Source organism: Pseudomonas sp. R4-35-07 (genome assembly GCF_003852235.1).
Classification (GTDB): Bacteria; Pseudomonadota; Gammaproteobacteria; order Pseudomonadales; family Pseudomonadaceae; genus Aquipseudomonas.
This window is the reverse complement of record NZ_CP027732.1, coordinates 2,343,103-2,364,389: the sequence shown is the minus strand read 5'-3', so window position 1 is coordinate 2,364,389 and position 21,287 is coordinate 2,343,103. Positions and strand designations below refer to the sequence as shown.

Below are 21,287 nucleotides of genomic sequence, written 5' to 3'. Positions count from 1 at the left end.
ATTGTTTTTTTAGGGATTGTTTTTTCTAGGGGCAGACCGATGATGGACGCCGGGAATTGTTCCCGTCTAATCTAACCTGGCATTCGATTGATACCGGAATTAGATCAATGTTCGAACTGACCCAACTGCGCTGCTTCACCACCGTGGCCATCGAACTGAATTTTCGCCGGGCGGCTGAACGGCTGAACATGACGCAGCCGCCCCTTAGCCGGCAGATCCAGTTGCTCGAGCATCACCTGGGCGTGGAGCTGTTTACCCGCACCACCCGCAGCGTCGCCCTGACCGCCGCCGGCCGGGCTTTTTTCATCGAGGCGCAGAACCTGCTCGAGCGTGCCCAGCAAGCGGCCGTCACCGCGCGACGCTTTGCCGAGGGCGATATCGGCACGGTCAATATCAGCTTCGTCGGCAGCGCGGTGTATGAGTTTTTACCCAAAGTGATTGCCGAGGCGCGCCTCAAGCAGCCCCACGTCAAGATCGACCTGTCCGAAATGAACACCTACCAGCAATACGAAGCCCTGCGCGCCCGACGCATCGACCTGGGCATCGTCCGCGCGCCGCTGCTGGAGCCCGGCTACACCACCGAATGCCTGGTGCGCGAGCCGTTTGTGCTGGCGGTGCCGAGCAGTCATCGGCTGGCTCAGGCAGAGACCGTCAGCGTGCAAGACCTGGATGCGCAGCCGTTCCTGATGTACGCCCATTCCGCCTACCCGCCGTTCAACGAGTTGCTCACTGGTTTGCTGCGCTCGGCCCGTGTCGCGCCGGAGTATGTGCAGTGGCTCGGCTCGTCCCTGACCATCCTCGCCCTGGTCAACGCCGGCATGGGCCTGGCCCTGGTGCCGCGTTGCGCCAGCAGCGTGGTGTTCAAGAACGTGGTGTTCCGCGATATCGACCTGGGCGAAGGCGCGCAGAGCGAGCTGCACCTGATCTGGCGCGAGCACAACGACAACCCGGCGTTCACCATGCTGCTCGAAGGTATCCGCAGCGCTGCGGGAGCGAGCTTGCTGGCGCCCCATTGACCCAATCCTGTTGAATACTTGCCTGATCCTCTGAACTTGTGGGCTATTGCATAGATGGCCCTTGCGCGCTGGTCTAGAGTTCGACGATGGGCGACCTGCGGTCGCACCTCTCCTATAAGAACTCTAAGAACTCAGCACCACCAACCGATGATCAGCAGGTGAGCCGCCATGGAATTACGTATTAACCAACAGGCCTATCAGGTCGATGCCGACGCCGACACGCCGTTGCTGTGGGTGATCCGCGACGACCTGGGCCTGACCGGCACCAAGTACGGCTGCGGCCTGGCCCAGTGCGGCGCGTGTTCGGTGCTGGTGGACGGCAACGTGGTGCGCTCGTGCGTCACGCCGGTGGCGGCGCTGGTCGGCCGCGAGATCACCACCATCGAGGCGATTGAAGCCGATGACGTGGGCAAGCGCGTGGTCGCGGCCTGGGTCGAGCGCCAGGTGGCGCAATGCGGTTACTGCCAGTCCGGGCAGGTGATGGCGGCCACGGCGCTGCTCAAGCACACCCCTGCACCGTCGAAAGAGCAGATCAACGCGGCCATGATCAACCTGTGCCGCTGCGGCACCTACAATGCCATCTACGCCGCCATGGATGACTTGGCCGCCGGCAAGGAGAGCGTTTGATGAAGATGTCCGAGATCCTGCCCGGCGTGACCCTGGACGCACCGATCAACCTGTCGCGCCGGCGCTTTCTGGCGAGCACCGCCGTCGGTGCATTGGTCATCGGCTTCGGCCTGCCCCTCGGCGCGTCCAGGGTGCAGGCTGCCACGGGCGCCGCCGCTGAACGCGGCACCCAAGTGCCGGCCTTCCTGGAGATTCGCCCGGACGGCAGCGTGCGCCTGCTCAGCCCCTTCATGGAAGGCGGCCAGGGCACGCACACCGCCATGGCACAGATCATCGGCGAGGAGCTGGACGCCGACCCTGCCACTTTCGTGGTCGAAGCCGCACCGCCCGGTGAAGCCTATGTGGTCATGGAAAATGGCCTGCGTATCACCGGCGGCAGCATGTCGGTGCGCATGAGCTACCCGACCATGCGCCGCCTCGGCGCCCTCGCCCGCGCCATGCTGATGCAGGCAGGTGCCGAACAGCTCGGTGTGCCGGTGGCGCAACTGACCACGCAACCCGGCCGGGTGGTGCATGCGGCGTCGGGCCGCTCGCTGGGTTACGGCGAGTTGGCCGGCCGCGCCCTAGACATGCCCGTGCCCGACCCCGCCAGTATCACCTTGCGCGACCCGAGCCAGTTCCGCTGGATCGGCAAGCCGGTCAAACGCCTGGATGCCTATGACAAATCCACCGGCAAGGCGCAGTACAGCATCGACCTCAAAGTCGACGGCATGCTCCACGCCGCCGTGCAGCACGCACCGCGCCTGGGCATGACGGTGGGCAGCCTGCGCAACCAGGCTCAGGTCGAGGCCATGAAGGGCGTGCATTCGGTGCACACTCTGCCCGGCGCCGTGGCGGTGGTTGCCGAACGCTGGTGGCACGCCAAGCGGGCCGTGGAAGCAATCCAGGTGGAATGGCTCGAAGCCGCCGCCGACTCCAGCGTGCGCGCGATGCCGGCGGATTTTTCCAGCGATAAATACCGCGACTTTCTCGCCGCCCAGCAAGGCCCGGCCCGCGACGACGAAAACCAGGGCGACGTGGCCGCCGCGCTGGCCAGCGCCAAGACCCGCGTCGACGCCACCTATCATAACCAGTACCTCAACCATGCCCAGCTGGAGCCGCCCTCGGCGCTGGCGCGCTATAACCCCGACGGCACGCTGGAGGTATGGCTGCCGAACCAGGCGCCGGATATGTTCCGCGCCGACATCGCCAAGCGCACCGGCCTGGCCGTTGAGCAAATCACCCTGCACTCGCCGTTGCTGGGCGGTTTTTTCGGGCGACATTTTTTGTATGACTCGGCCAATCCCTACCCGCAGGCTATCGCCCTGGCCAAGGCCGTCGGCCGGCCGATCAAGCTGATCTGGAGCCGTGAGGAAGAGTTCGTGCGCGATGTGCTGCGCCCGGTCGCGGTGGTCAAGTTCCGCGCCGCGCTGGATGACAAAGGCCTGCCGCTGGCCATCGAAGCGGTGAGCGCCACCGAAGGCCCCACCGAAGCGATTGCCGGCAAGCAAGGCGACGCCCTCGACCCCACGGCGCTGGAAGGCTTATCCGGAAAAAGTTATGCGATCCCCAACAAGCGCATCGCCCAGATTTACGTCAAGGGCCCGGCCATGCTCGGTTACTGGCGTTCGGTGGGCAATTCGTTGAACGACTTCTTCTATGAAGCGTTCCTCGATGAACTGGCCGACAAGGGCGGCCATGACCCGTACGAACTGCGCCTGCACCTGCTGCGCGACAATGCGCGGCTGACCACTCTGCTGCAAGCGGTGGGCGAACTGTCCGGCGGGTGGAAGCGCGGGCCGTTCACCGCCGAAGACGGTAGCCGACGAGCCCGAGGCGTGGCCATGGCTTCACCGTTTGGCTCTCATGCGGCGGTGATCGCCGAAGTGTCGATCGACAACGGCCAAGTCAAGGTGCATGACATCTGGCAGGCCATCGACCCGGGCAGCATCGTCAACCCGGCGATCATTGAAGCCCAGGTCAACGGCGCCGTGGCCTTGGGCTTGTCGCAAACCTTGCTGGAGGAAGCGGTCTACGTGGACGGTAAGCCGCGAGCGCGCAACTACGACCTGTATCCGATCCTGCCGCCCTCGCGGATGGCGCGGGTACACGTGAAGATCGTCGAGAGCGGCGAAAAAATGGGCGGTATCGGCGAACCACCGTTGCCCGCCGTGGCGCCAGCCGTGGCCAACGCGGTGGCACAGTTGACCGGCCAGCGTATCCGCAGCTTGCCATTGAGCCGCTACACCTTCAGTTAATGCACAGGGAATGCCCATGAACAACCGCCGATTCGCAAGAACCGCAGGCTGGCTGGCGCTGCCCTGCCTGGTCGTCGCAGGCCTGCTGGCCTGGTACGTCACCCGCGAGCCCGCCTCGCCGTTCGAACAGGAAAAAACCGCCAGCTTTGACCCGGCACTGGTCAGTCGCGGCGAGTATGTCGCGCGTCTGAGCGACTGCGTGGCCTGCCACAGCCTAGCAGGCAAGGCGCCGTTTGCCGGTGGCCTGGAAATGGCCACGCCGCTGGGGGCGATTCATGCCACCAACATCACCCCCGACCGCGAGCATGGCATTGGCAATTACAGCCTTGCCGACTTCGACCGCGCCGTACGCCACGGCGTGGCGCCGGGTGGGCGGCGGCTGTACCCGGCGATGCCCTACCCGTCTTACGTGAAACTCAGCGACGACGACATCAAGGCGCTGTATGCGTTCTTCATGAAGGGCGTGCAGCCGGCCAACCAGCCGAACATCCCCAGTGATATTCCCTGGCCGCTGAATCTGCGCTGGCCCATCGCCCTGTGGAATGGTGTATTTGCGCCCACCGCCGCCTACGCCGCCAACCCCAGCCAGGACGCCCTGTGGAACCGTGGCGCTTATATCGTGCAAGGCCCTGGCCACTGCGGCAGCTGCCATACGCCGCGCGGCCTGGCCTTCAACGAGAAAGCCCTAGACCAATCCGGCGCGCCGTTCCTGGCCGGTGCGCTGCTCGACGGCTGGTACGCGCCGAGCCTGCGCCAAGACCCCAACACCGGCCTGGGCCGCTGGAGCGAGGCGCAGATCGTGCAGTTCCTCAAGACCGGGCGCAACCAGCATGCGGTGGTCTACGGTTCGATGACCGAAGCGTTCAACAACTCCACACAGTTCATGGCTGACGACGACCTGGCCGCCATCGCCCGTTACCTCAAGTCCCTGCCCGGCGACTCACAGCGCGATGGCACGCCTTGGCAGTATCAGGCCGTGGCCGCCGACGCGCGTGCGGATGCCCCCGGTGCCCATACCTACGCTACCCGCTGCGCCTCCTGCCATGGCCTGGACGGCAAGGGCCAGCCGGAGTGGATGCCGCCACTGGCCGGCGCCACCTCGGCACTGGCCAAGGAAAGCGCCTCGGCGATCAACATCACCCTCAACGGCTCGCAACGGGTGGTGGCCGCCGGCATACCGGATGCCTACCGTATGCCGGCGTTCCGTGAGCAATTGTCCGATCAGGACATCGCCCAGGTGCTGACCTACGTGCGCAGTACCTGGGGCAACCAAGGTGGTGCAGTGGACGCACAGGCAGTGGGCAAACTGCGCGGGCATACCGACCCGGCCAGCAGCAGCCCGATCATTTTGCATATGCGGTGAGGCCGGAACGCGGTCTCTTTGATATAGGTGATCACATGTGGGAGGGGGCTTGCCCCCGATTCGGTGTGTCAGTTACACATGCATTCATTGACACACCGCCATCGGGGGCAAGCCCCCTCCCACATTTGGCCAAGTTGGACCTACTTGCTCTCGTCAGCCTTGCCCTCCTGCATCTGCACCGATGACTTGCTGCCGCTGGTGTTGTCTTTGGTCGTGTTATCGGAGTTGTCGAAACAGCCGTGCAGCAGGAATACGCTGCAAAAACCCAAGCACATAGACAGCTTTTTCATAAGATCTCCTGTTAAACCTATTCATCAGCCTGTGCTGCATGTGGCCAGTTTCCGGACACGAACGTTCCCTGCACAGGCCGTGAGGCTGACGAATGGTTTGCCATTAATTAGCTAGCATTTACGTACGGCATATTTGGGCTAACCTTGACCCGTTAAAGCCTGTTAGCCGGTGATCCCATGGACACGTTGACCAAAGCGCAAATCGAGCATGCTCTTGCACAGCGACTGCGCAATTGCCGTGTCTCTTGCACGATCAATGCAGACAGCAGCCTGTCCGTCACGGTGCTCGCGCCTGACGCCAATCAGTTCACCATCGCCAATATCAACCGCGCCCGCTACCACGGCGAGTCAGGTATCAACCGGCTCGTACGGGAAATCATGGAAGACATGGTGGTTTCCCGAAAAACCTCCCGCCTTTCATCCGTGGGGTAAATACGCTTAAAAACAGAACGAGGCTTTCCATGCCGGATTCCACCGCTGCACCGTCGCAACGCTGCACCATCGATTACCTTCAAGACACACTGCTCGGCGTCAACCCGCTCTCCCATGCATGCATGGCGCGGATTACCCAGGCCGGCGAGCGCCTATCGCTGCACATCCCAGGGCCGTGGCCGAAGGAGCTGCCGAAGGCACATACCGTATCGATCAAGGTTGAGAACCGCACTTATCATGGCGTGCTCGTGGATGCCCAGGCATCGGGCACCGATGAGTTGGTGTTGAACATTCAACTTCAGCCGGAACGGCCGGGCGCAACTGATCGTTAACCCCGCTCACCCGCCAACGCACGCTGGTGAAAATGCGCCAGCCACTTCAAGGCATGCAGCGTCGCATCCAGCTGCACCTGCTCACGGGAGCCCATGAAGCGCTCCTTTCGACTGAAGATACTCAGCCGGTTTTCGATTCGATAAGCCCAGGCAAAACAAATGGTCCCGGCCGGAATGCCGTCCATGTCATCCGGGCCAAGCAGGCCGGTGGTGGCGACGGCGACCTGTGCCGGGCTGTCACGCAACGCACCTTCGGCCATCTCGCGAGCGACTTCACAACTGGTGAGGTTGAAGGTGTCGATCGTATACGCGCGTACGCCCAGCAAGCGCTGTTTGGCCTCGGGCGAGTACACGACATAACCACTTTCAATACATGACCCGCCGCCCCTGACCTCCGACAGCAAAGTAATGATCTTGCCTGCCGTACACGACTCGGCGCTGGTGAGAGTGAGCTGGTGGTGTTTCAGGTAATCGATAGTGGCTGCGGCTATATCCATGATGACAATCTCCCGCGTTCAAAAGGTTGCAAGGTAGTCGGCCAATGTCAGCGCACAGGCCTCAATTGCGCCGTCCACAATCAGCTCGTAGCCGTGGGTGTTTTCCGTCGGAATCGCCAGGCAACCGCCGCGCGCCGAAGTGCCGTTACTCATGACGGCACTGGCATCCGAGGCAAAATCCACCAACAGCGCATATTGAGGCGCATAACCGCAGCGCTGTGCGGCGTCTGCCAGGCCGGTGACCACGGAACGTGTGTAATAGCCTTTGAGGTCACCGGTATTGACGATCGGATCGACGCTCAGGCGAGTGCCGTACTCACTCATCACCGGGCCGACTTCCACCGCAATAGTGGTATCGCCCGGCAGTGTCTGCGCCGCATACATCGCCCCGGCGTTGCACTCTTCTTCCAGGGTGGTGAAGACAAAATACACATCGCACGCCAACTCCTGTCGGCGTTGGTGCAGGCGCTGCACGCTATGAAGTACCGCAGCGATGGGCGCGCGGTCATCCAGGAAGTGCGCGGCAATCGCATCCCCCACCTGGAACGGCGCACGCCAATGGCGGCTCAGCGTGACGCGGCTGCCGGGGCGTACGCCGTAGTCACGCAAGGTCTCGACGGAGCACCGGGTGATCACATGCACGTCATTCCAGTGCACGTCCCCTGACAACACATCGGCACCCTGGGGCGCGTTGGCGGTGGCATGCATCGAACCAAAGGACAGCACCCCCGGAATGAATTGGTGATCACCGAGTATGTCCACCGGGCACATGCCGAAATTCACCGGGTTGGCACCGCCCAACGCGGTCACGCGCAACGTGCCGTCGGCGTCCACATGCTTGACCACCATGGCGATCTCATCCATATGCGCCATGACCCGCACCGCGCGGCGGGGCTCGCTATCGCCCTGCGCGCCTTTGACCAGGCCGATGACATTGCCGGCCGGGTCCACCCAGGTGTCGTCACACAGTGGCCGCAAATGCTCCAGGCAAATGGCGCGCACCTCATCCTCCTGGCCGCCAGGGCCACGGGCGAGCAACAGTTGGTGAAGCAACTGAGGGACATCGGGTCGGGCATCGTTTGGCTGGGGTTGCATCCGGGGTCTCCATTCGCGCTATTGAACACTTATGAAAAATGACCTGGCACGCCGAACGGTTGTTCCACAAATCTTCTTGGTCGTGCACTGAAATCCGGTTGAACACCCACTGCGGCAGGCTTTCTAGATGTGTTCCAACACCACCCCACGGAGGGAGTCCCCAATGAACATCAACAGCCTGCAACCCGCCTTGCCTTCGCTGTGCCTGGCGATGTCGATGGCCGCGCTGACCGCCTGCGCCGGCAACGACTCAGCCTCCAACGTCGTCGCGCCCGGTGAGGCCAAATCACCCACCACGCGCACTCTCGACACCGGCGCCGCCCTGCTGCAATCGCGCCCGCCCATCGATGCGCTCAATGCCTACCTGGACGGCTTCCACTTCTACAACGGCCATCCCGACGTGCAAATGGAAGCCCATCACTATTGCGCGATTCTTAATGAGGAAGTGATCCAGTGTGTGATCTACGACGGCAACCGCAAGGACGCCAAGTTGATGGGCGTGGAGTACATCATCAGCGAACAGCTGTTCAACAGCCTGCCTGCGCCCGAGAAGGCGTTGTGGCACAGCCATGTGCATGAGGTGAAGTCGGGCCAGCTGGTAGCTCCCGGTATTCCTGCGGTGGCCGAGCATGCCTTGATGGAAAAACTGGTGCATACCTACGGCAAGACCTGGCACACCTGGCACACCGACCTCAACAAGCGCCTGCCGCTGGGTGTTCCGCAATTGATGATGGGCTTTACCGCCGATGGCCAAGCCGATCCGAAGATGGTCGCCGAACGGGACCAGCGGCTGGGCGTCGACAGCGCCAGGAAAAAGCAGGCGCGCGCCGACATCCCCGCTCCGGCCATAGCACCCGGCGCGGACGCCTGGCGCCAGGGCACTGTCATCCAGATCGAAGACCCCACCCAGGCAGCCCACCAGCACTGACAGCGGCAGCTGCTCATTTGGATTGAACGATTATTTGCCGGCGCTTGCCACATAGGAAAGGGGCGCATCAGCTGCCCCGCGCATGAGGAGTTCAACTATGTCTTACGACCATCAAGGCCCTGCCAGCGTCATTACCGCTTCCCGCCATCTGGGCACCGAAGACGATGAATGCCTGAACGAAAACGCCAACATAAAAATGACCAGCAGCGGCAAGCCCACCATCGTTCGCCTGGATTTCGATACCCCGCTGACCTGGCCCGGCAACCCCAACTTCGTCACCGTCAACGTGCCCGACGGCACGTCTGTCAGCGGTGTGATCGTGGCCTTGGAACGCCCGGCTGACGGGTCAGGTTGGGTCACCTTTACGGTGGACGATTGAGCCTGCGAGCAGGCCATCGCATTGTCCGACAACTTATTTGAATTATTTTTGACGTCAAATATCTGTACTTCATGAGCATAGGGAGTCCTCATGAAAAACAACGAGTTATTCACCATCAAGTATCAACTTCACGGCGAGCCCAGGTCGTTCATCGTGCGTGCGGCGCGCATGAATAACGCTGAAGCCTGGCACTGGGCCAGTTGCGATGCCGGCGTGGCGGTCATCCCCAGGTTCGGGCAAAACAACCTCAAGCGCGTCTCCAAGCCGATGGCGGAAAAATACGGCATTACGGATGTGCGCTGGTGCGGCGCGGCAGCGATTCAGTGGGCAGAGGGCATTACATCATGAACAGTCAGGTGCTGGATTACACAGCCAGGCAAACGTCGGACGACGAAGTCGCGCAGAACACCCAGATGTTCTACGAAGCGGACCGATTGGATGCCCAGGCCTATAAGATCATCGAACACTACAGCGGCGATACCGCGACCTGGGCGCGCTTCACCGAGGCGAAGAAGCTGGCGGACGCGCAACGGACCGCCGCTTATCAAGAGTGGATGCGCATTCACCGCGCCAGAAAAAATAAAGCTTAACGGCAGGTCAGTTGAGGCATTTGTAGGAGCGAGCTTGCTCGCGAAGAATGTCCAGGCGACGCGTTCATTCTGGATAAGCGCGGGGAGCCTGAGTTCTTCGCGAGCAAGCTCGCTCCTACATGGTTATGAGGCATGCCCCTGAGTTATGAAGCATGCCCCTGAATATCAGGGGCATGCGTCTGTTCAGAGGATCGGTTTACCCCCCGTCACGCCGTAGCGCTCGCCAGAGATATAACTGCCTTCATCCGACGCCAGCAGCACATAGATAGGCGCCACTTCCACCGGCTGGCCAGGACGCCCCAGCGGCGTGTTGCCACCGAAGCTCTCCACCATGTCGTCAGTCATCGTCGACACGATCAACGGCGTCCAGATCGGCCCCGGCGCCACGCTGTTCACGCGAATCCCGCGCTCACCCAGCATCTGTGCCAGGCCGGCGGTGAAGTTGGCGATTGCGCCCTTGGTGGCCGCATAAGGCAACAGCGACGGGTTGGGCATGTCGGAATTGACCGACGTCGTGTTGATGATCGAACTGCCCTCGGCCATGTGCGGCAGCGCCGCCTTGCAGATCCTGAACATAGCGGTGATGTTGATGTTGAAGGTCTTGACCCAGTCCTCGTCAGGAATGTCTTCCAGGGATTTGTAGGTCATCTGGAACGCGGCGTTGTTGACCAGCACGTCGATACGCCCGAACTCCTTCACCGTGTCGTTGACAATGGCTGTGCACTGCGCCGCGTCGCCCAGGTCACCGGGCAACAGCAGGCACTGGCGCCCCGCTGCCTCGACCCAGCGCTGGGTCTCCTTGGCGTCCTCATGCTCGTCCAGATACGACACGGCAACGTCCGCGCCTTCGCGGGCAAAGGCGATCGCCACCGCACGCCCGATGCCGCTGTCGGCGCCGGTAATCAAGGCAATCTTGTTGGCGAGCCGGCCCGAGCCTTTGTAGGTCTGCTCACCGCAATCGGGCATCGGCTCCATCTTGCGCTGGTCGCCGGGTACAGGCTGCTGCTGTGGCTTGAAGGGTGGTTTTGGGTAGTTACTCATCGGATTCCCTCCTGTGTGTGGTTAGTGTTGCGAGGGTCGGCCGCGCCCGATAGTTCAGAGCAATTTTCAGAAAACCGGATGACCGTACCCGCACGGCTGCGCCGCTCGTCCGATGGAATAAACCTTTGCAAAGTACGCCTCTCAACCGAAGGGTGAACGCCCGTTGGGGTATCGAGTGGTGTCGAAGCGTTCTGTTACAGGTCGCTTTTCAGCTATATTCCGCTATTCGTTTATCCCTCATCCCGTTTCGAATTCTTGCCCTGCGCAGTTAACCAAGGTTGGTGTTTATGAAGTCTGCCCCCCCGCGGTCACCCAATGTCCCGCAACGCAAGGATCTGATCCCCAGCACCCTGAATTTTCCAGTGGTGGGTATCGGCGCGTCGGCGGGCGGGTTGCAGGCGGTGAAGGCATTTTTCGAACACATGCCCCAAGACTGCGGCATGGCTTTTGTGGTGATCCTGCACCTGTCCCCCGACCATCAAAGCGTCGCGGACAGGATCATCCAGGAGTCGACCCGGCTGCCGGTGCTGCAGGTCACCGAGACGACGACCATCGAGAAGAACCGGGTGTACGTGATTTCGCCGGCGCAGCACTTGGCAATGAATGATGGCTACCTGGCCGTCTCGCCGTCGGCGCGCGAAGGCGGCTCGCATATTGCCATCGACCTGTTCTTTCGCGACCTGGCAGATGCCCATAAAGAGCACGCGTTTTGCCTGGTATTGTCCGGCACCGGTTCGGACGGCGCGGTGGGGCTTTCGCGCATCAAGGAACAGGGCGGCGTCACCCTGGTGCAAACCCCGGAAGACGCGGAATTCGACGGCATGCCACTGGCGGCCATCGAAACCCAGATGGTCGACCTGGTGTTGCCCGTGGTGGAGATGCCGCAAAAATTGCTGGAGCTATGGCGCAACGCCCGCTCCATCACCCTGCCTACCGCCAATGACCCCGCGATCAAAACCACGCCGCCTGCAACTGAACGTGACGCGGCGGTCGCCGAACAGTTGCTGCTGGATATCCTGATACAACTGCGGCTCACCACCGGCCACGACTTCAAGCACTACAAGCGCGCTACCGTACTGCGCCGCATCGAACGCCGCCTGCAGGTCACCGCCCAACCGGATCTGGCCAGCTACTACGAATATCTCCAGGCGCACCCGGAAGAAACCAAGGCATTGCTCGGCGACATGCTGATCGGCGTGACCAACTTTTTCCGTGACCGCGAGGCCTTCGAAGCGCTCGAGCGCGATGTGGTGCCCAACCTGGTGAAGTCACTGGAAGACAGCGTGCCCAAACGCGAAGAGGTGCGCATCTGGTCGGCCGGCTGCTCCACCGGCGAAGAGGCCTATAGCCTGGGCATGCTGGTCGCCGAGCAACTGGCGGTAGATGGCAGCGATGCAAAAATGCAGGTGTTCGCCACCGATATCGACGAGCGCGCGATCAACCATGGGCGTAACGGCGTTTACCCGGAAGCGATCATTACCGACGTGCCGCCCTCACGCCTGCGCCAGCACTTTGCCAAGGAAAAAAACCAGCACTATCGGGTGCGCAAGGAGATCCGTGAAAAAGTCCTGTTCGCCAAGCACAGCCTGCTGAGCGACCCGCCCTTCTCGCAGATCGACCTGATCGTCTGTCGCAACCTGTTGATCTACCTGGACCGCGAGGTGCAGCGCGACATCCTGCAGATGTTCCACTTTGCGCTGCGCCCCGGCGGCTACCTGTTCCTGGGCTCCTCGGAGTCGGCCGACGGCTGCCTGGACCTGTTCGTGCCGGTGGACAAGCGCAACCGCATTTTCCGCGTGCGGGCCGGTTCAGCGGCCATGCGCCGCGCGCCCAGCATGCCGCGTGGTGGCTACCTGCGGCCCAGCGCCACCACCGCTGCCGCCCAGGTCAAGGTACCGAACAAGGTCTCGTTCGCCGACATTCACCTGCGCGCGCTGGAAAAGGCCGCGCCGCCCAGTGTCATCGTGGATATACACGCCGACATCCTGCACATGAGTGAAGGCGCGGCGCGCTTCCTGCGCCATGTGGCCGGGGAGATGACGCGCAACCTGCTGGCCCTGGTGCACCCGGACCTGCGCCTGGATATTCGTACGACGCTGTTCCAGGCCCAGCAGTCGGGCCTTGCGGTGACGTCGCGCAAAGTGCGCATCGAGCGCGATCATGTGCCCTACGTGGTCGATGTCACCGCCCTGCCCTACCAGGACGATCTCACCGAGAGCGATTATGTCCTGGTGATTTTCCAGGAAACTGAAGTCGACCCCCGGCACGCCGAAGAAACCGCCATCAGCCAAGCCGAAAACCAGATGATGAGCAACCTGGAGCGCGAACTGCAGCGGACCAAGTTGCACCTGCAGGACACCATCGAGCAGGCCGAGGTCTCCAGCGAAGAACTCAAGGCGTCCAACGAAGAAATGCAGGCGGTCAACGAAGAGTTGCGCTCGGCCACCGAAGAGCTGGAAACCAGCAAGGAAGAGTTGCAGTCGATCAACGAAGAACTGCTGACGGTCAATTTCGAACTCAAGACCAAGGTTGAAGAGACCGACAAGGTCAATGACTACCTGACCAACCTGATCGCCTCCACCGATATCGCCACGGTCTTCGTCGACCGCAACATGCGCATCCGCTGGTTCACGCCACGGGCCACGGATATTTTCAGCATGCTGCCGGTGGACACCGGGCGCTCGTTGATGGACATCACCCACCGGCTCAACTACCCGGAAATGACCGAAGACGCCACCACAGTGTTCGAATCGTTGAGCATGATCGAACGCGAAATCAGCAGCAAGGACGACCGCTGGTACATCGCACGCCTGCTGCCGTACCGCTCCAGCGAAGACCATATCGATGGCACGGTGCTGACCTTTATCGATATCACCAAGCGGCGCCAGGCCGAAGAAGAACTGCGCCTGGGCGAAGAGCGCATGCGCCTGGTCGCGGACAGCACCCATGATTTTGCCATCATCATTCTGGATGACCATGGCGCCATCACCGACTGGAACACCGGCGCCGAGTTGATCTTCGGCTATACCAAGGACGAGGTGCTTGGCGCCTATTACGACTTGATCTTCTCCCCTGAAGACCGCACCGCCGGCATCCCCGAAAACGAGCTGCGCGCCGCCCGCGAACACGGGCGCGGCGAAGACGAACGCTGGCACGTACGCAAGGACGGCAGCCGGTTTTATTGCAGTGGCGAAGTCACCCTGCTGACCAGCAATAACCTGCAGGGCTACGTCAAGATCGCCCGTGACCTCACCGGCCATAAGCGCACCCAGGATGAGCAGAGTCAACGCTTGATGGAGACCCAGACCAACAGTCACCTCAAGGATGAGTTCTTCGCGGTGATGTCCCACGAACTCAAGCACCCGTTGAACCTGATTCAACTGAATGCCGAATTGCTGCGACGCCTGCCGGCGACCAAGGCCACCGGCCAGGCGGTCAAGGCCGTGAACACCATCTGCGAAGCGGTTTCGAGCCAGGCGCGCATCATCGACGACCTGCTGGATGTGGCCAGGGTGCGCACCGGCAAGCTCAAGCTGAAGAAGCAACCGATCGACCTGATCCGCACGCTTGAGGATATCTACGCGGTGGTGCTCGCCGATGGCCATCGGTGCCAGGTGACCCTGCAAAAACCGACGACTCCGGCAGCCTTGTTCGTCGATGCCGACCCTACGCGCCTCGAACAGGTGATCTGGAACCTGGTCAACAACGCGCTGAAATTCACCCCCAGCGACGGCCGCGTACAGTTGGAGGTCAGCCGTACCGAGGGGTACGCGCGGCTGGACGTGATCGACAGCGGCGCCGGGCTCGCCGAAGACAGCCTGGAGAAGATTTTCGACCTGTTCGGCCAGGCGGAAAACCAACACCAGACCCATCAGCGCGAAGGCCTGGGTATCGGCCTGTCTCTGGTGCGGCAACTGGTGGAAGCTCACGGTGGCACGGTCAGCGTTCACTCCGAGGGGCTTGGCTTTGGCAGCACCTTCTCGATAGCGCTGCCACTTTCCAAGCAACAGGACCGCCTGCCCCGCGCCAATGCTGCGGACGCTTCGGACGAGCGCTTGAGCGGAGTCAAAGTGCTGCTGGTGGACGACTCGGCCGATGTGCTGGAAGTGCTGAATATGCTGCTGGAGATGGAAGGCGCCGAGGTGAGTGCGTTCGATGACCCGCTCGCTGCACTGCAAGTGGCCGGCGACACGCCTTTCGACCTGATTGTCTCGGACATTGGCATGCCGAACATGAACGGCCATGAGCTGATGCAGCACTTGCGCCAGATCAGCCACCTCCAGCAGGTGCCCGCCATCGCGTTGACGGGTTACGGTGCCAGCAGTGACCAGAAGAAGGCCACCGACTCGGGCTTCAGCACCCATGTGAGCAAACCCGTCACCCATGATGCGTTGATCAGCTTAATCCAGAGCCTGTGCCGCGCACGGCGCTAGGCGCGGTTATTGGTAAGGAATCACCGAGATCTTGCCGTTGCGCTCGAGGATCGCGAAGCGGATGTGCTTGATCTCCAGGATGCCCTGGGCCGACCGGGCCGCCTCAAGGATATCGTCTTCATCCAGGCGGGCACGCTTGAGGCGTTCGTGCAGGACTCGGCCCTCTTCGACCACCACTGTCGGCCCGCCATCGAGCACCCGTGAAAACCACAGCGAACGTTGCTTGAGCAATGACAGGCCGATGTCGATAGCGATCAGCGTGACGATGACCAGCACCGCATTGGTCAGCGAGAAATCATCCCCCAGCAGGGCCTGCTGAGTGGCCTCGCCGATCACCATCAGCAGCACCAGGTCGAAGGTGTTGAGTTCGGCGAGGGAGCGCCGGCCGGCGACCTTGAACAGGATCATCAATACCAGGTAAATCGCGGCTGCCCGCAAGACGGAGTCCATGCTTGCCCCCTAGGGATAAATGAACTGGGAAACGTCCACAGTGGCGCCATTGGCCAGCGATACCCGGGTGTCGAAATTGCCGACGCCGTCACTGAGCAAGCTCAGGTACAGCGTGGCCCGCCCTTGATCGTCGCTCAGCATCCACAGCTTTACGCCCTCTCCCGCCGCGCTGGCCTTGAGGGGCTGGGGCTGGAGCATTTCCACATTGAAGCCCTGCAACAGCTCACCGTTGATTTCGACTTCCAAGGGCTTGCGTGCGGCGCCTTGCAGGTGGATCACCAATGCATCGGATGAACCATTGCGCAGGAAGCGCTGGTATTCGACGCGTAGCTGCCCGTCGGCGCTACGTGCCTCGGTGGTGCTCAATGGCCCCTTGGAAAACAGCCCCGCCAGCGTCAGTACAATCAGCACGACCAGCCCGTACCAGCCCAGCCGCTCGAAGCGCCAGACTTTGCGTTGCAAAGGCATGTCTTCGCGTACCGGATAGTCGCGGCTGTGCAGGTCATCAGGCTTTGACTCGCGCATCGCCAGCCCTCTTTCAGCCCTTGCTGTGCTCCGGCGAGGACGGACCCTTGGTCACGCCGCGCGGGCCGTATACCGCCCATATCACCGCGCCCAGCAACGGCAGCAAGACGACCACGGCGGTCCACCCTGCCTTGCTCCCCGAAGAGTTTTCGCTACGCCACACGCTGTTGAGGACCCACAGGTCGAGCAGCAACAGGATGATCATCAGGCCAATCCAGAAATACGTCAGTTCCATGGTGCACCTCCCGGTTATGCAGCATTAGGTTGGCGGGGCGGCGGCAGGGTTCAGAATTTTTGCGCTGACAGGCGCCGAATCTAAATAAACGATAGTTCCGACGGAACTGAATCGTTGAATTGATCAATATTTCAGAAGCAACCAAATTGATACCGTCTCCTTGCAGGCGGGTCACAGCCTTATCTGAACCTGTTGAAAAAAGGAGGTGGCGTAATGAACAACTCGCAGCGGGCCTGGGAACTGGCCATGGTTTTGGTCGCCAATGGCAAGATCCCGTTCGACCCTGCCAACCCGAGCGGCTCGGTGAAGATCCTTTCGCGGCATCTGGAAGCGCTGGAAACTGCATTGCATGAGGAGGCAATAGCGAATACACCGGTGGAGCACCTGCGCAAACTCGGCGGTCGTCGGCCCACCTTGGTAGGTGCCGATTGAAGTCATCCATGTGGGAGGGGGCTTGCCCCCGATGGCGGAGTGTCATTCAGCTCAAGGTCATCTGATACACCGCTATCGGGAGCAAGCCCCTCTCACATTTGGGACGCGATCAGGCAGTTAATTCGCGTCCGGCTCCTCAGCGCAGCGCAAATCCATTACGCCCTGCAGACTTCGCGTTATACAGCGCTTTGTCCGCCGCCTCGATCAAGCCGAGCGCAGGCTCCAGCTCAGCACCTGCACCCGCCGCCACCCCGATACTCACACTCACACGCCCGAATGGGCTGCCCGGATGAGCGATATCGGCGTGCAGCAGTCGATCCAGGATCAATTGCGCCACCACTGCAGCGCCTTCGCCGTCGGTCGCGGGCATGATGATCGCTATTTCTTCGCCGCCGTAACGCGCCACCAGGTCCGAAGGGCGCCGCACGCATGTCTCCAACAGTGCGCTGATCCTCTGCAGGCAGGCATCGCCCGCGACATGACCGAGGGCGTCGTTGTAACGTTTGAAATAGTCGACGTCGATCATCAGCAAGGCCAGCGTCGTGCCGTCGCGTTGCGCCCGGCGCGCTTCCAGGGCCAGGGTCTCATCAAAACAGCGTCGGTTGGCCAGGCCGGTCAGCGCGTCCTTCATCGCCAGTAATTCAAGCTGCCGATTAGAGTCGAGCAACTGCTGCTGGGCGATACGCAGCGCCTCTTCGGCCTCGGTTCGCCGGCGGATATCAAGGATCAGAAACCAACCGATCAAACCGGTCAGCCCCAGCAGCCCCGTCACCACCACAGCCGACAACGCGGCTTCAATGCGCCAGGCCGCAAGCGCTTCGTGCTTGCCCAGGGCGACGGTGGTAATCAGCGGCAGGCTCTCGCTTTTGCGGAAGGCATACAGCCGCTCTACCCCATCCAGGCTGGAGGTGTATGCAGCGGTGCCGACGGAGCGGTCGACCAGATAGTGGGAATAGATCGGCGAGGTGGAAAAGTTGCGGCCCATGTCCTGCTCGCGGAAGGGATAGCGCACCAGCAAGGTGCCATCGGTATACGACAAACCGATCGCGCCGTCCTGGCCGACGTCGAGTGTGCCGAACACGCGCAGAAAGTTCTCCACGCCCAGGGTCACGGCCACCACCCCGGCAAAGTTGCCGGCCGCGTCATCGAAGCGGCGGCTGATGGTAACCACCCATTCCTGGGTGGTGTGGCTCTGAATCGGCGGGCCGATGAAGGGCTCACGGCTCGGATCGTCGCGGTGATGGATGAAATAGGCGCGTGCGCTGCTGTTGGCGCCCGCCGGAATCACGCGGTTGGACGACATCAGCCAGCCACCCTGCCGGTCATAGACGGTGATGCCGCTGAGTTGCGGCATCACCGGCTGCTGGCGACGTATCAACGCGCTGATGCGCTCGATCTGCGCCGGGCCACTGCCTTCGGTTTCCAGACGCTCGACCAGGCCCAGCAACAGCAGCGCGCTTTGGCGCACGATACCTTCGGTGTAGGTCGTGAGCGCCTGGGTGAGGTTCAAGCCATGCACGTTCACTTCCGCCAGCGCGCGCTCACGGGAAGACAGGACTTTCCAGATCGTCAACGAAGTCAGGGAACAGCTGATCACCAACAGCAAAAGCATCACGAGGCGGGTATCACGCTTCACGTCAGCACCTTAAAGGAAGTCCGGTTCCATTCCAGCCATCAATCGAACGTCGGTACTCACAGCGGCCACCGGTTCCGGGGCGCAAGCATACAAGCAGTCTGGCGGGGCTGCAGCAATAGCGTGTGAAAAGGCCCGCATTAGCTGCAGGCGGCGCCAAGCAAGGAGTAACGCCGACAAAGATCAGCCACGCTTATTTCTCCTTCAGACACACAGTTGAAACTAAGCCGAATGGTCAGCAACGCTATTATTTTAATATCAACCACCCTCTGAAAAGTTATACGAAGCGGCTTGCCAAGCGACGATTTGTATAAGTTTCTGGCTACTCACTACCGTTCATCGGCGTTTCTAAAAAATTTCAAAACCACTGCCCGCTTGCTCTTATCGGAGTAGATGTCCGTTGCATAAATGGGCAACTAGCGAAACGACAATTTAACTTGGAGTATTGTTATGACCACGAGTAATAAAAATCCTGGCAACTTCGCTAACGACCGCGAAAAAGCTTCGGAAGCGGGAAAGAAAGGCGGCCAGTCGTCGGGGGGCAACTTTGCCAACGACCGCGAGAAAGCCTCGGAAGCCGGTCGTAAAGGCGGCCAGAACAGCCATGGTGGTGGACGCAAGTCATAACGAAGGGCATCAATCATGCGAGCGTCAATTGATTATCAGCGTGGCGAGCTCCATCGCCAGCCGGTGATGGAAGTGCGAACTGAGGCAAAGACCGTTGCGCGTTCAAGCACGACTCCCTGTTACGAACGCCGGCAAGTTTCCGAACTAGCCGAAGCAACTGTCGGCGCGACGCAAACACCACCGTTGTGCGAGAGAAACTTATAGCCAGCGCACTCGCAGACTGAGTGCAAGTTCCCTGCAAGATCGAAATGAACGTTGTATAACCGACATAACGACGAGGTAACTGAACATGAGTACTCAAGACAAAAAAGGCCAAATGAGTGTCAACGAAGCCGGTAAAAAAGGTGGCGAAGCCACGTCTGCTTCTCATGATAAAGAGTTCTATCAAGAGATCGGCAGCAAGGGCGGCCAAAACAGTGGCGGGAATTTCAAGAACGATCCTGAACGCGCCGCTGAAGCCGGTAGCAAAGGCGGTCAGAACAGCGGCGGCAACTTCAAGAATGATCCCGAGCGCGCCGCTGAAGCCGGTAGCAAAGGCGGCCAGAACAGTGGCGGGAATTTCGCCAACGACCGGGAGAAAGCCTCGGAAGCCGGACGTAAAGGCGGCGAAAACAGCCATGGTGGCGGCCGCAATAGTTAACGTGCTTGACGCAGGGGAGCAGTGCTCCCCTGCTTTCATTGATGAGGGACACCATGCCTTTACACATTATTAATTTTACCGGCCCTGTCACCGCCTCGACCTGCAGCCAACTGATCGAAAAAGCCTCGTTGGCCGTGCAGCAAGATGCTTCGGGCCTAGTATTGAACATCGCGACCATGGGCGGCGAATGCAGCTATGGTTTTACGATGTACAACTTCCTGATGTCGCTGCCGATCCCGGTGCATACCCATAACCTGGGCACGGTGGAATCGATGGGCAATATCATTTTTCTTGCCGGTGAACGCCGCACCGCCTGCACCCACAGCAAATTCCTGTTCCACCCGTTTCATTGGCACATGCAAGGCGCGGTCGACCATTCGCGCATGTCCGAATACGCGATGAGCCTCGATTACGACTTGCAACTGTATGCACGCATCGTGGCCGAACGCACCGCCGCTGCCAGCGAACCGTTGGAAACGGAAAAGTACCTAATCGCCGCACCGCGCATTCTCGACCCTCACCAGGCGCTGGCCGCCGGCTTGATCCACGGCATCGAACTGCCGGTCATCAAGGCGGAGTTCGTGAGCAGCTTCATCCACTCCTAGCCTTTCGCCCGGACACGATGCGCTGTCGACTCAGGATACTGGCATTAAAATATCAACTAATCGCTTGTTTGAAATTTTCCCGTTTAGCGGTTGAAAACATCCGCCCGATGATGAATGGTGGCACTCCATTCAGGGAGGAATCGATGTGCCCCATCTACAAGCGAACCGCCGTTGTGTTCAATGCAAGACCACCTATGAACCGACCACGGACGAACCTGAGTACCTGGTGGCGACAGCCTCTGAAATGCTCTGCCCGACGTGCAGGCAACTGTACGCGGCCGAACTTATGAAAGATGCACTTCAACGCAGTGTGCAAAAGTTATATGCCCTGCAAACTCGCCGAGAAAACCAGTAAGTTCTGAACAAAGGGCGACTGGATGCCCCATTAAACTCGCCTTTATTCAGGCGGAGGTGGGACGTAGGGCTGTGCAATAAACGGAACACTGCCGGACGGACGCCACCTTACATGTTCAATGCCGTAACGCTCGGCGAGTGGCTTGCTCATTCGTTTGATCTTTTCATTGCGCGACCTTGGAATAATGCCGATCCCTGCATCGCAACATGCCCAATGCCATGCCTCCGTATTGTTCATGACCTCCGCTCTTATAATGAAAGACTTCGGCTCATGGTGGTAGTCGTACTCAATGATATATAAAGAATTTTTCATAGCCGCTCCTTCTGATCTTTTTGTTGTTTGATCAGAACGAAGGTTCAGAATTTTTCTTGGCTAACTGACCAGCCTGCACAGTTTTCTTGTTTGTATAGGCCAACGACCATTCGTCGGCAGTTACGAAAAAAAATAAAACCGCGTCGGCTTTTTTGGATTCTCAATAGTGAGTCTGTTCACTCCAGGCTCTTGGTAAAAACTCCTGTCTTGCCC

The 21,287-nt window shown here is 60.6% G+C and carries 24 protein-coding genes; 15 read left to right on the top strand and 9 right to left on the bottom strand.

What is annotated here, in order from left to right:
* Positions 1-107 precede the first annotated feature (107 nt).
* The 4 genes from C4J89_RS10995 (at position 108) to C4J89_RS10980 (ending at position 5,243) form a co-directional block, all read left to right on the top strand.
* Positions 108-1,016 carry a LysR family transcriptional regulator gene (locus C4J89_RS10995; RefSeq protein WP_124414390.1) on the top strand — a complete coding sequence of 303 codons (909 nt, stop codon included), beginning with the start codon at positions 108-110 and terminating at the stop codon, positions 1,014-1,016.
* A 168-nt stretch (positions 1,017-1,184) separates the two neighbouring features.
* Positions 1,185-1,643, top strand: a complete 459-nt coding sequence (locus C4J89_RS10990; RefSeq protein WP_124366618.1) for a (2Fe-2S)-binding protein — start codon at positions 1,185-1,187, stop codon at positions 1,641-1,643.
* Positions 1,643-3,880 (top strand): molybdopterin cofactor-binding domain-containing protein, encoded by a 2,238-nt coding sequence (locus C4J89_RS10985; RefSeq protein ID WP_124414389.1) that lies wholly within the window; start codon positions 1,643-1,645, stop codon positions 3,878-3,880. The genes C4J89_RS10990 and C4J89_RS10985 overlap by 1 nt, the downstream gene beginning before the upstream one ends.
* A gap of 16 nt (positions 3,881-3,896) precedes the next feature.
* Positions 3,897-5,243, top strand: coding sequence for a cytochrome c (locus C4J89_RS10980; RefSeq protein WP_124414388.1), 1,347 nt, complete (start codon positions 3,897-3,899; stop codon positions 5,241-5,243).
* Between the two features lie 140 nt (positions 5,244-5,383).
* On the opposite strand, the gene C4J89_RS26910 is transcribed toward C4J89_RS10980, so the two are convergent.
* Positions 5,384-5,533, bottom strand: coding sequence for a hypothetical protein (locus tag C4J89_RS26910; RefSeq protein WP_164484531.1), 150 nt, complete (start codon positions 5,531-5,533; stop codon positions 5,384-5,386).
* A 177-nt stretch (positions 5,534-5,710) separates the two neighbouring features.
* Between C4J89_RS26910 and C4J89_RS10975 the strand changes: the two genes are divergently transcribed.
* Together C4J89_RS10975 and C4J89_RS10970 are read left to right on the top strand one after the other, a co-directional pair.
* Positions 5,711-5,965 (top strand): hypothetical protein, encoded by a 255-nt coding sequence (locus C4J89_RS10975; RefSeq protein ID WP_124414387.1) that lies wholly within the window; start codon positions 5,711-5,713, stop codon positions 5,963-5,965.
* A gap of 29 nt (positions 5,966-5,994) precedes the next feature.
* Positions 5,995-6,297, top strand: a complete 303-nt coding sequence (locus C4J89_RS10970) for a hypothetical protein (protein ID WP_124414386.1) — start codon at positions 5,995-5,997, stop codon at positions 6,295-6,297.
* On the opposite strand, the gene C4J89_RS10965 is transcribed toward C4J89_RS10970, so the two are convergent.
* Positions 6,294-6,794, bottom strand: coding sequence for a CinA family protein (locus tag C4J89_RS10965; protein ID WP_124414385.1), 501 nt, complete (start codon positions 6,792-6,794; stop codon positions 6,294-6,296). The two genes, C4J89_RS10970 and C4J89_RS10965, sit on opposite strands and share 4 nt — an antisense overlap.
* Positions 6,795-6,812: 18 nt before the next feature.
* On the bottom strand, positions 6,813-7,889 hold the full coding sequence (locus tag C4J89_RS10960) for a M42 family peptidase (RefSeq protein WP_124362358.1): 1,077 nt from the start codon (positions 7,887-7,889) through the stop codon (positions 6,813-6,815).
* A gap of 163 nt (positions 7,890-8,052) precedes the next feature.
* Here C4J89_RS10960 and C4J89_RS10955 point away from each other — a divergent pair, with 163 nt between their 5' ends.
* From C4J89_RS10955 to C4J89_RS10940, 4 genes are all read left to right on the top strand, one after another.
* Entirely contained in the window at positions 8,053-8,817 is a 765-nt protein-coding gene (locus C4J89_RS10955; RefSeq protein WP_124414384.1) for an OBAP family protein, read from the top strand.
* A gap of 97 nt (positions 8,818-8,914) precedes the next feature.
* A complete protein-coding gene (locus C4J89_RS10950) occupies positions 8,915-9,196 on the top strand; it encodes a hypothetical protein (RefSeq protein WP_124414383.1) in 282 nt (93 codons plus the stop codon).
* Positions 9,197-9,286: 90 nt separating this feature from the next.
* Positions 9,287-9,544: a DUF6555 family protein gene (locus C4J89_RS10945; protein ID WP_124362355.1), complete on the top strand. Its 258-nt coding sequence runs from the start codon at positions 9,287-9,289 to the stop codon at positions 9,542-9,544.
* Positions 9,541-9,786, top strand: a complete 246-nt coding sequence (locus tag C4J89_RS10940; protein WP_124362354.1) for a hypothetical protein — start codon at positions 9,541-9,543, stop codon at positions 9,784-9,786. The genes C4J89_RS10945 and C4J89_RS10940 overlap by 4 nt, the downstream gene beginning before the upstream one ends.
* Positions 9,787-9,969: 183 nt before the next feature.
* Here C4J89_RS10940 and C4J89_RS10935 read toward each other — a convergent pair whose 3' ends face one another.
* Positions 9,970-10,827 carry an SDR family oxidoreductase gene (locus tag C4J89_RS10935; protein WP_124362353.1) on the bottom strand — a complete coding sequence of 286 codons (858 nt, stop codon included), beginning with the start codon at positions 10,825-10,827 and terminating at the stop codon, positions 9,970-9,972.
* Between the two features lie 287 nt (positions 10,828-11,114).
* Here C4J89_RS10935 and C4J89_RS10930 point away from each other — a divergent pair, with 287 nt between their 5' ends.
* On the top strand, positions 11,115-15,260 hold the full coding sequence (locus tag C4J89_RS10930) for a CheR family methyltransferase (protein ID WP_124414382.1): 4,146 nt from the start codon (positions 11,115-11,117) through the stop codon (positions 15,258-15,260).
* Between the two features lie 6 nt (positions 15,261-15,266).
* On the opposite strand, the gene C4J89_RS10925 is transcribed toward C4J89_RS10930, so the two are convergent.
* From C4J89_RS10925 to C4J89_RS10915, 3 genes are read right to left on the bottom strand one after another with little or no spacing between them, the layout of a single operon-like run.
* Positions 15,267-15,710, bottom strand: a complete 444-nt coding sequence (locus tag C4J89_RS10925) for a DUF421 domain-containing protein (RefSeq protein ID WP_124362351.1) — start codon at positions 15,708-15,710, stop codon at positions 15,267-15,269.
* A 9-nt stretch (positions 15,711-15,719) separates the two neighbouring features.
* Positions 15,720-16,235 carry a hypothetical protein gene (locus C4J89_RS10920; protein WP_124414381.1) on the bottom strand — a complete coding sequence of 172 codons (516 nt, stop codon included), beginning with the start codon at positions 16,233-16,235 and terminating at the stop codon, positions 15,720-15,722.
* Between the two features lie 13 nt (positions 16,236-16,248).
* The gene (locus C4J89_RS10915; protein ID WP_124362349.1) at positions 16,249-16,470 is read right to left on the bottom strand and encodes a PLDc N-terminal domain-containing protein; all 222 of its coding nucleotides are present in this window, start codon (positions 16,468-16,470) and stop codon (positions 16,249-16,251) included.
* Positions 16,471-16,683: 213 nt separating this feature from the next.
* Here C4J89_RS10915 and C4J89_RS10910 point away from each other — a divergent pair, with 213 nt between their 5' ends.
* On the top strand, positions 16,684-16,902 hold the full coding sequence (locus C4J89_RS10910; protein WP_124414380.1) for a hypothetical protein: 219 nt from the start codon (positions 16,684-16,686) through the stop codon (positions 16,900-16,902).
* A gap of 136 nt (positions 16,903-17,038) precedes the next feature.
* Here C4J89_RS10910 and C4J89_RS10905 read toward each other — a convergent pair whose 3' ends face one another.
* Positions 17,039-18,538 carry a sensor domain-containing diguanylate cyclase gene (locus C4J89_RS10905; protein WP_124414379.1) on the bottom strand — a complete coding sequence of 500 codons (1,500 nt, stop codon included), beginning with the start codon at positions 18,536-18,538 and terminating at the stop codon, positions 17,039-17,041.
* Positions 18,539-18,985: 447 nt separating this feature from the next.
* On the opposite strand from C4J89_RS10905, the gene C4J89_RS10900 reads away from it, so the two are divergent.
* From C4J89_RS10900 to C4J89_RS10890, 3 genes are all read left to right on the top strand, one after another.
* Positions 18,986-19,162 carry a general stress protein gene (locus C4J89_RS10900; RefSeq protein ID WP_076954923.1) on the top strand — a complete coding sequence of 59 codons (177 nt, stop codon included), beginning with the start codon at positions 18,986-18,988 and terminating at the stop codon, positions 19,160-19,162.
* Positions 19,163-19,451: 289 nt separating this feature from the next.
* Positions 19,452-19,802, top strand: a complete 351-nt coding sequence (locus C4J89_RS10895; RefSeq protein WP_124362346.1) for a general stress protein — start codon at positions 19,452-19,454, stop codon at positions 19,800-19,802.
* A 53-nt stretch (positions 19,803-19,855) separates the two neighbouring features.
* Positions 19,856-20,407: an ATP-dependent Clp protease proteolytic subunit gene (locus C4J89_RS10890; protein ID WP_124362345.1), complete on the top strand. Its 552-nt coding sequence runs from the start codon at positions 19,856-19,858 to the stop codon at positions 20,405-20,407.
* Between the two features lie 397 nt (positions 20,408-20,804).
* Here the strand turns inward: C4J89_RS10890 and C4J89_RS10880 are convergent, their stop codons facing one another.
* Positions 20,805-21,074 (bottom strand): DUF6555 family protein, encoded by a 270-nt coding sequence (locus C4J89_RS10880; RefSeq protein WP_124362343.1) that lies wholly within the window; start codon positions 21,072-21,074, stop codon positions 20,805-20,807.
* Between the last annotated feature and the right edge of the window lie 213 nt (positions 21,075-21,287).

Excerpts from the sequence above, each read along its gene's own strand:
- C4J89_RS26910 (WP_164484531.1), bottom strand. The coding sequence starts at position 5,533 with ATGAAAAAGCTGTCTATGTGCTTGGGTTTTTGCAGCGTATTCCTGCTG.
- C4J89_RS10900 (WP_076954923.1), top strand. The coding sequence starts at position 18,986 with ATGACCACGAGTAATAAAAATCCTGGCAACTTCGCTAACGACCGCGAA.
- C4J89_RS10950 (WP_124414383.1), top strand. The coding sequence starts at position 8,915 with ATGTCTTACGACCATCAAGGCCCTGCCAGCGTCATTACCGCTTCCCGC.
- C4J89_RS10910 (WP_124414380.1), top strand. The coding sequence starts at position 16,684 with ATGAACAACTCGCAGCGGGCCTGGGAACTGGCCATGGTTTTGGTCGCC.
- C4J89_RS10915 (WP_124362349.1), bottom strand. The coding sequence starts at position 16,470 with ATGGAACTGACGTATTTCTGGATTGGCCTGATGATCATCCTGTTGCTG.
- C4J89_RS10940 (WP_124362354.1), top strand. The coding sequence starts at position 9,541 with ATGAACAGTCAGGTGCTGGATTACACAGCCAGGCAAACGTCGGACGAC.
- C4J89_RS10880 (WP_124362343.1), bottom strand. The coding sequence starts at position 21,074 with ATGAAAAATTCTTTATATATCATTGAGTACGACTACCACCATGAGCCG.
- C4J89_RS10960 (WP_124362358.1), bottom strand. The coding sequence starts at position 7,889 with ATGCAACCCCAGCCAAACGATGCCCGACCCGATGTCCCTCAGTTGCTT.
- C4J89_RS10980 (WP_124414388.1), top strand. The coding sequence starts at position 3,897 with ATGAACAACCGCCGATTCGCAAGAACCGCAGGCTGGCTGGCGCTGCCC.
- C4J89_RS10995 (WP_124414390.1), top strand. The coding sequence starts at position 108 with ATGTTCGAACTGACCCAACTGCGCTGCTTCACCACCGTGGCCATCGAA.
- C4J89_RS10935 (WP_124362353.1), bottom strand. The coding sequence starts at position 10,827 with ATGAGTAACTACCCAAAACCACCCTTCAAGCCACAGCAGCAGCCTGTA.
- C4J89_RS10955 (WP_124414384.1), top strand. The coding sequence starts at position 8,053 with ATGAACATCAACAGCCTGCAACCCGCCTTGCCTTCGCTGTGCCTGGCG.
- C4J89_RS10895 (WP_124362346.1), top strand. The coding sequence starts at position 19,452 with ATGAGTACTCAAGACAAAAAAGGCCAAATGAGTGTCAACGAAGCCGGT.
- C4J89_RS10970 (WP_124414386.1), top strand. The coding sequence starts at position 5,995 with ATGCCGGATTCCACCGCTGCACCGTCGCAACGCTGCACCATCGATTAC.
- C4J89_RS10965 (WP_124414385.1), bottom strand. The coding sequence starts at position 6,794 with ATGGATATAGCCGCAGCCACTATCGATTACCTGAAACACCACCAGCTC.
- C4J89_RS10890 (WP_124362345.1), top strand. The coding sequence starts at position 19,856 with ATGCCTTTACACATTATTAATTTTACCGGCCCTGTCACCGCCTCGACC.
- C4J89_RS10930 (WP_124414382.1), top strand. The coding sequence starts at position 11,115 with ATGAAGTCTGCCCCCCCGCGGTCACCCAATGTCCCGCAACGCAAGGAT.
- C4J89_RS10945 (WP_124362355.1), top strand. The coding sequence starts at position 9,287 with ATGAAAAACAACGAGTTATTCACCATCAAGTATCAACTTCACGGCGAG.
- C4J89_RS10920 (WP_124414381.1), bottom strand. The coding sequence starts at position 16,235 with ATGCGCGAGTCAAAGCCTGATGACCTGCACAGCCGCGACTATCCGGTA.
- C4J89_RS10990 (WP_124366618.1), top strand. The coding sequence starts at position 1,185 with ATGGAATTACGTATTAACCAACAGGCCTATCAGGTCGATGCCGACGCC.
- C4J89_RS10925 (WP_124362351.1), bottom strand. The coding sequence starts at position 15,710 with ATGGACTCCGTCTTGCGGGCAGCCGCGATTTACCTGGTATTGATGATC.
- C4J89_RS10985 (WP_124414389.1), top strand. The coding sequence starts at position 1,643 with ATGAAGATGTCCGAGATCCTGCCCGGCGTGACCCTGGACGCACCGATC.
- C4J89_RS10975 (WP_124414387.1), top strand. The coding sequence starts at position 5,711 with ATGGACACGTTGACCAAAGCGCAAATCGAGCATGCTCTTGCACAGCGA.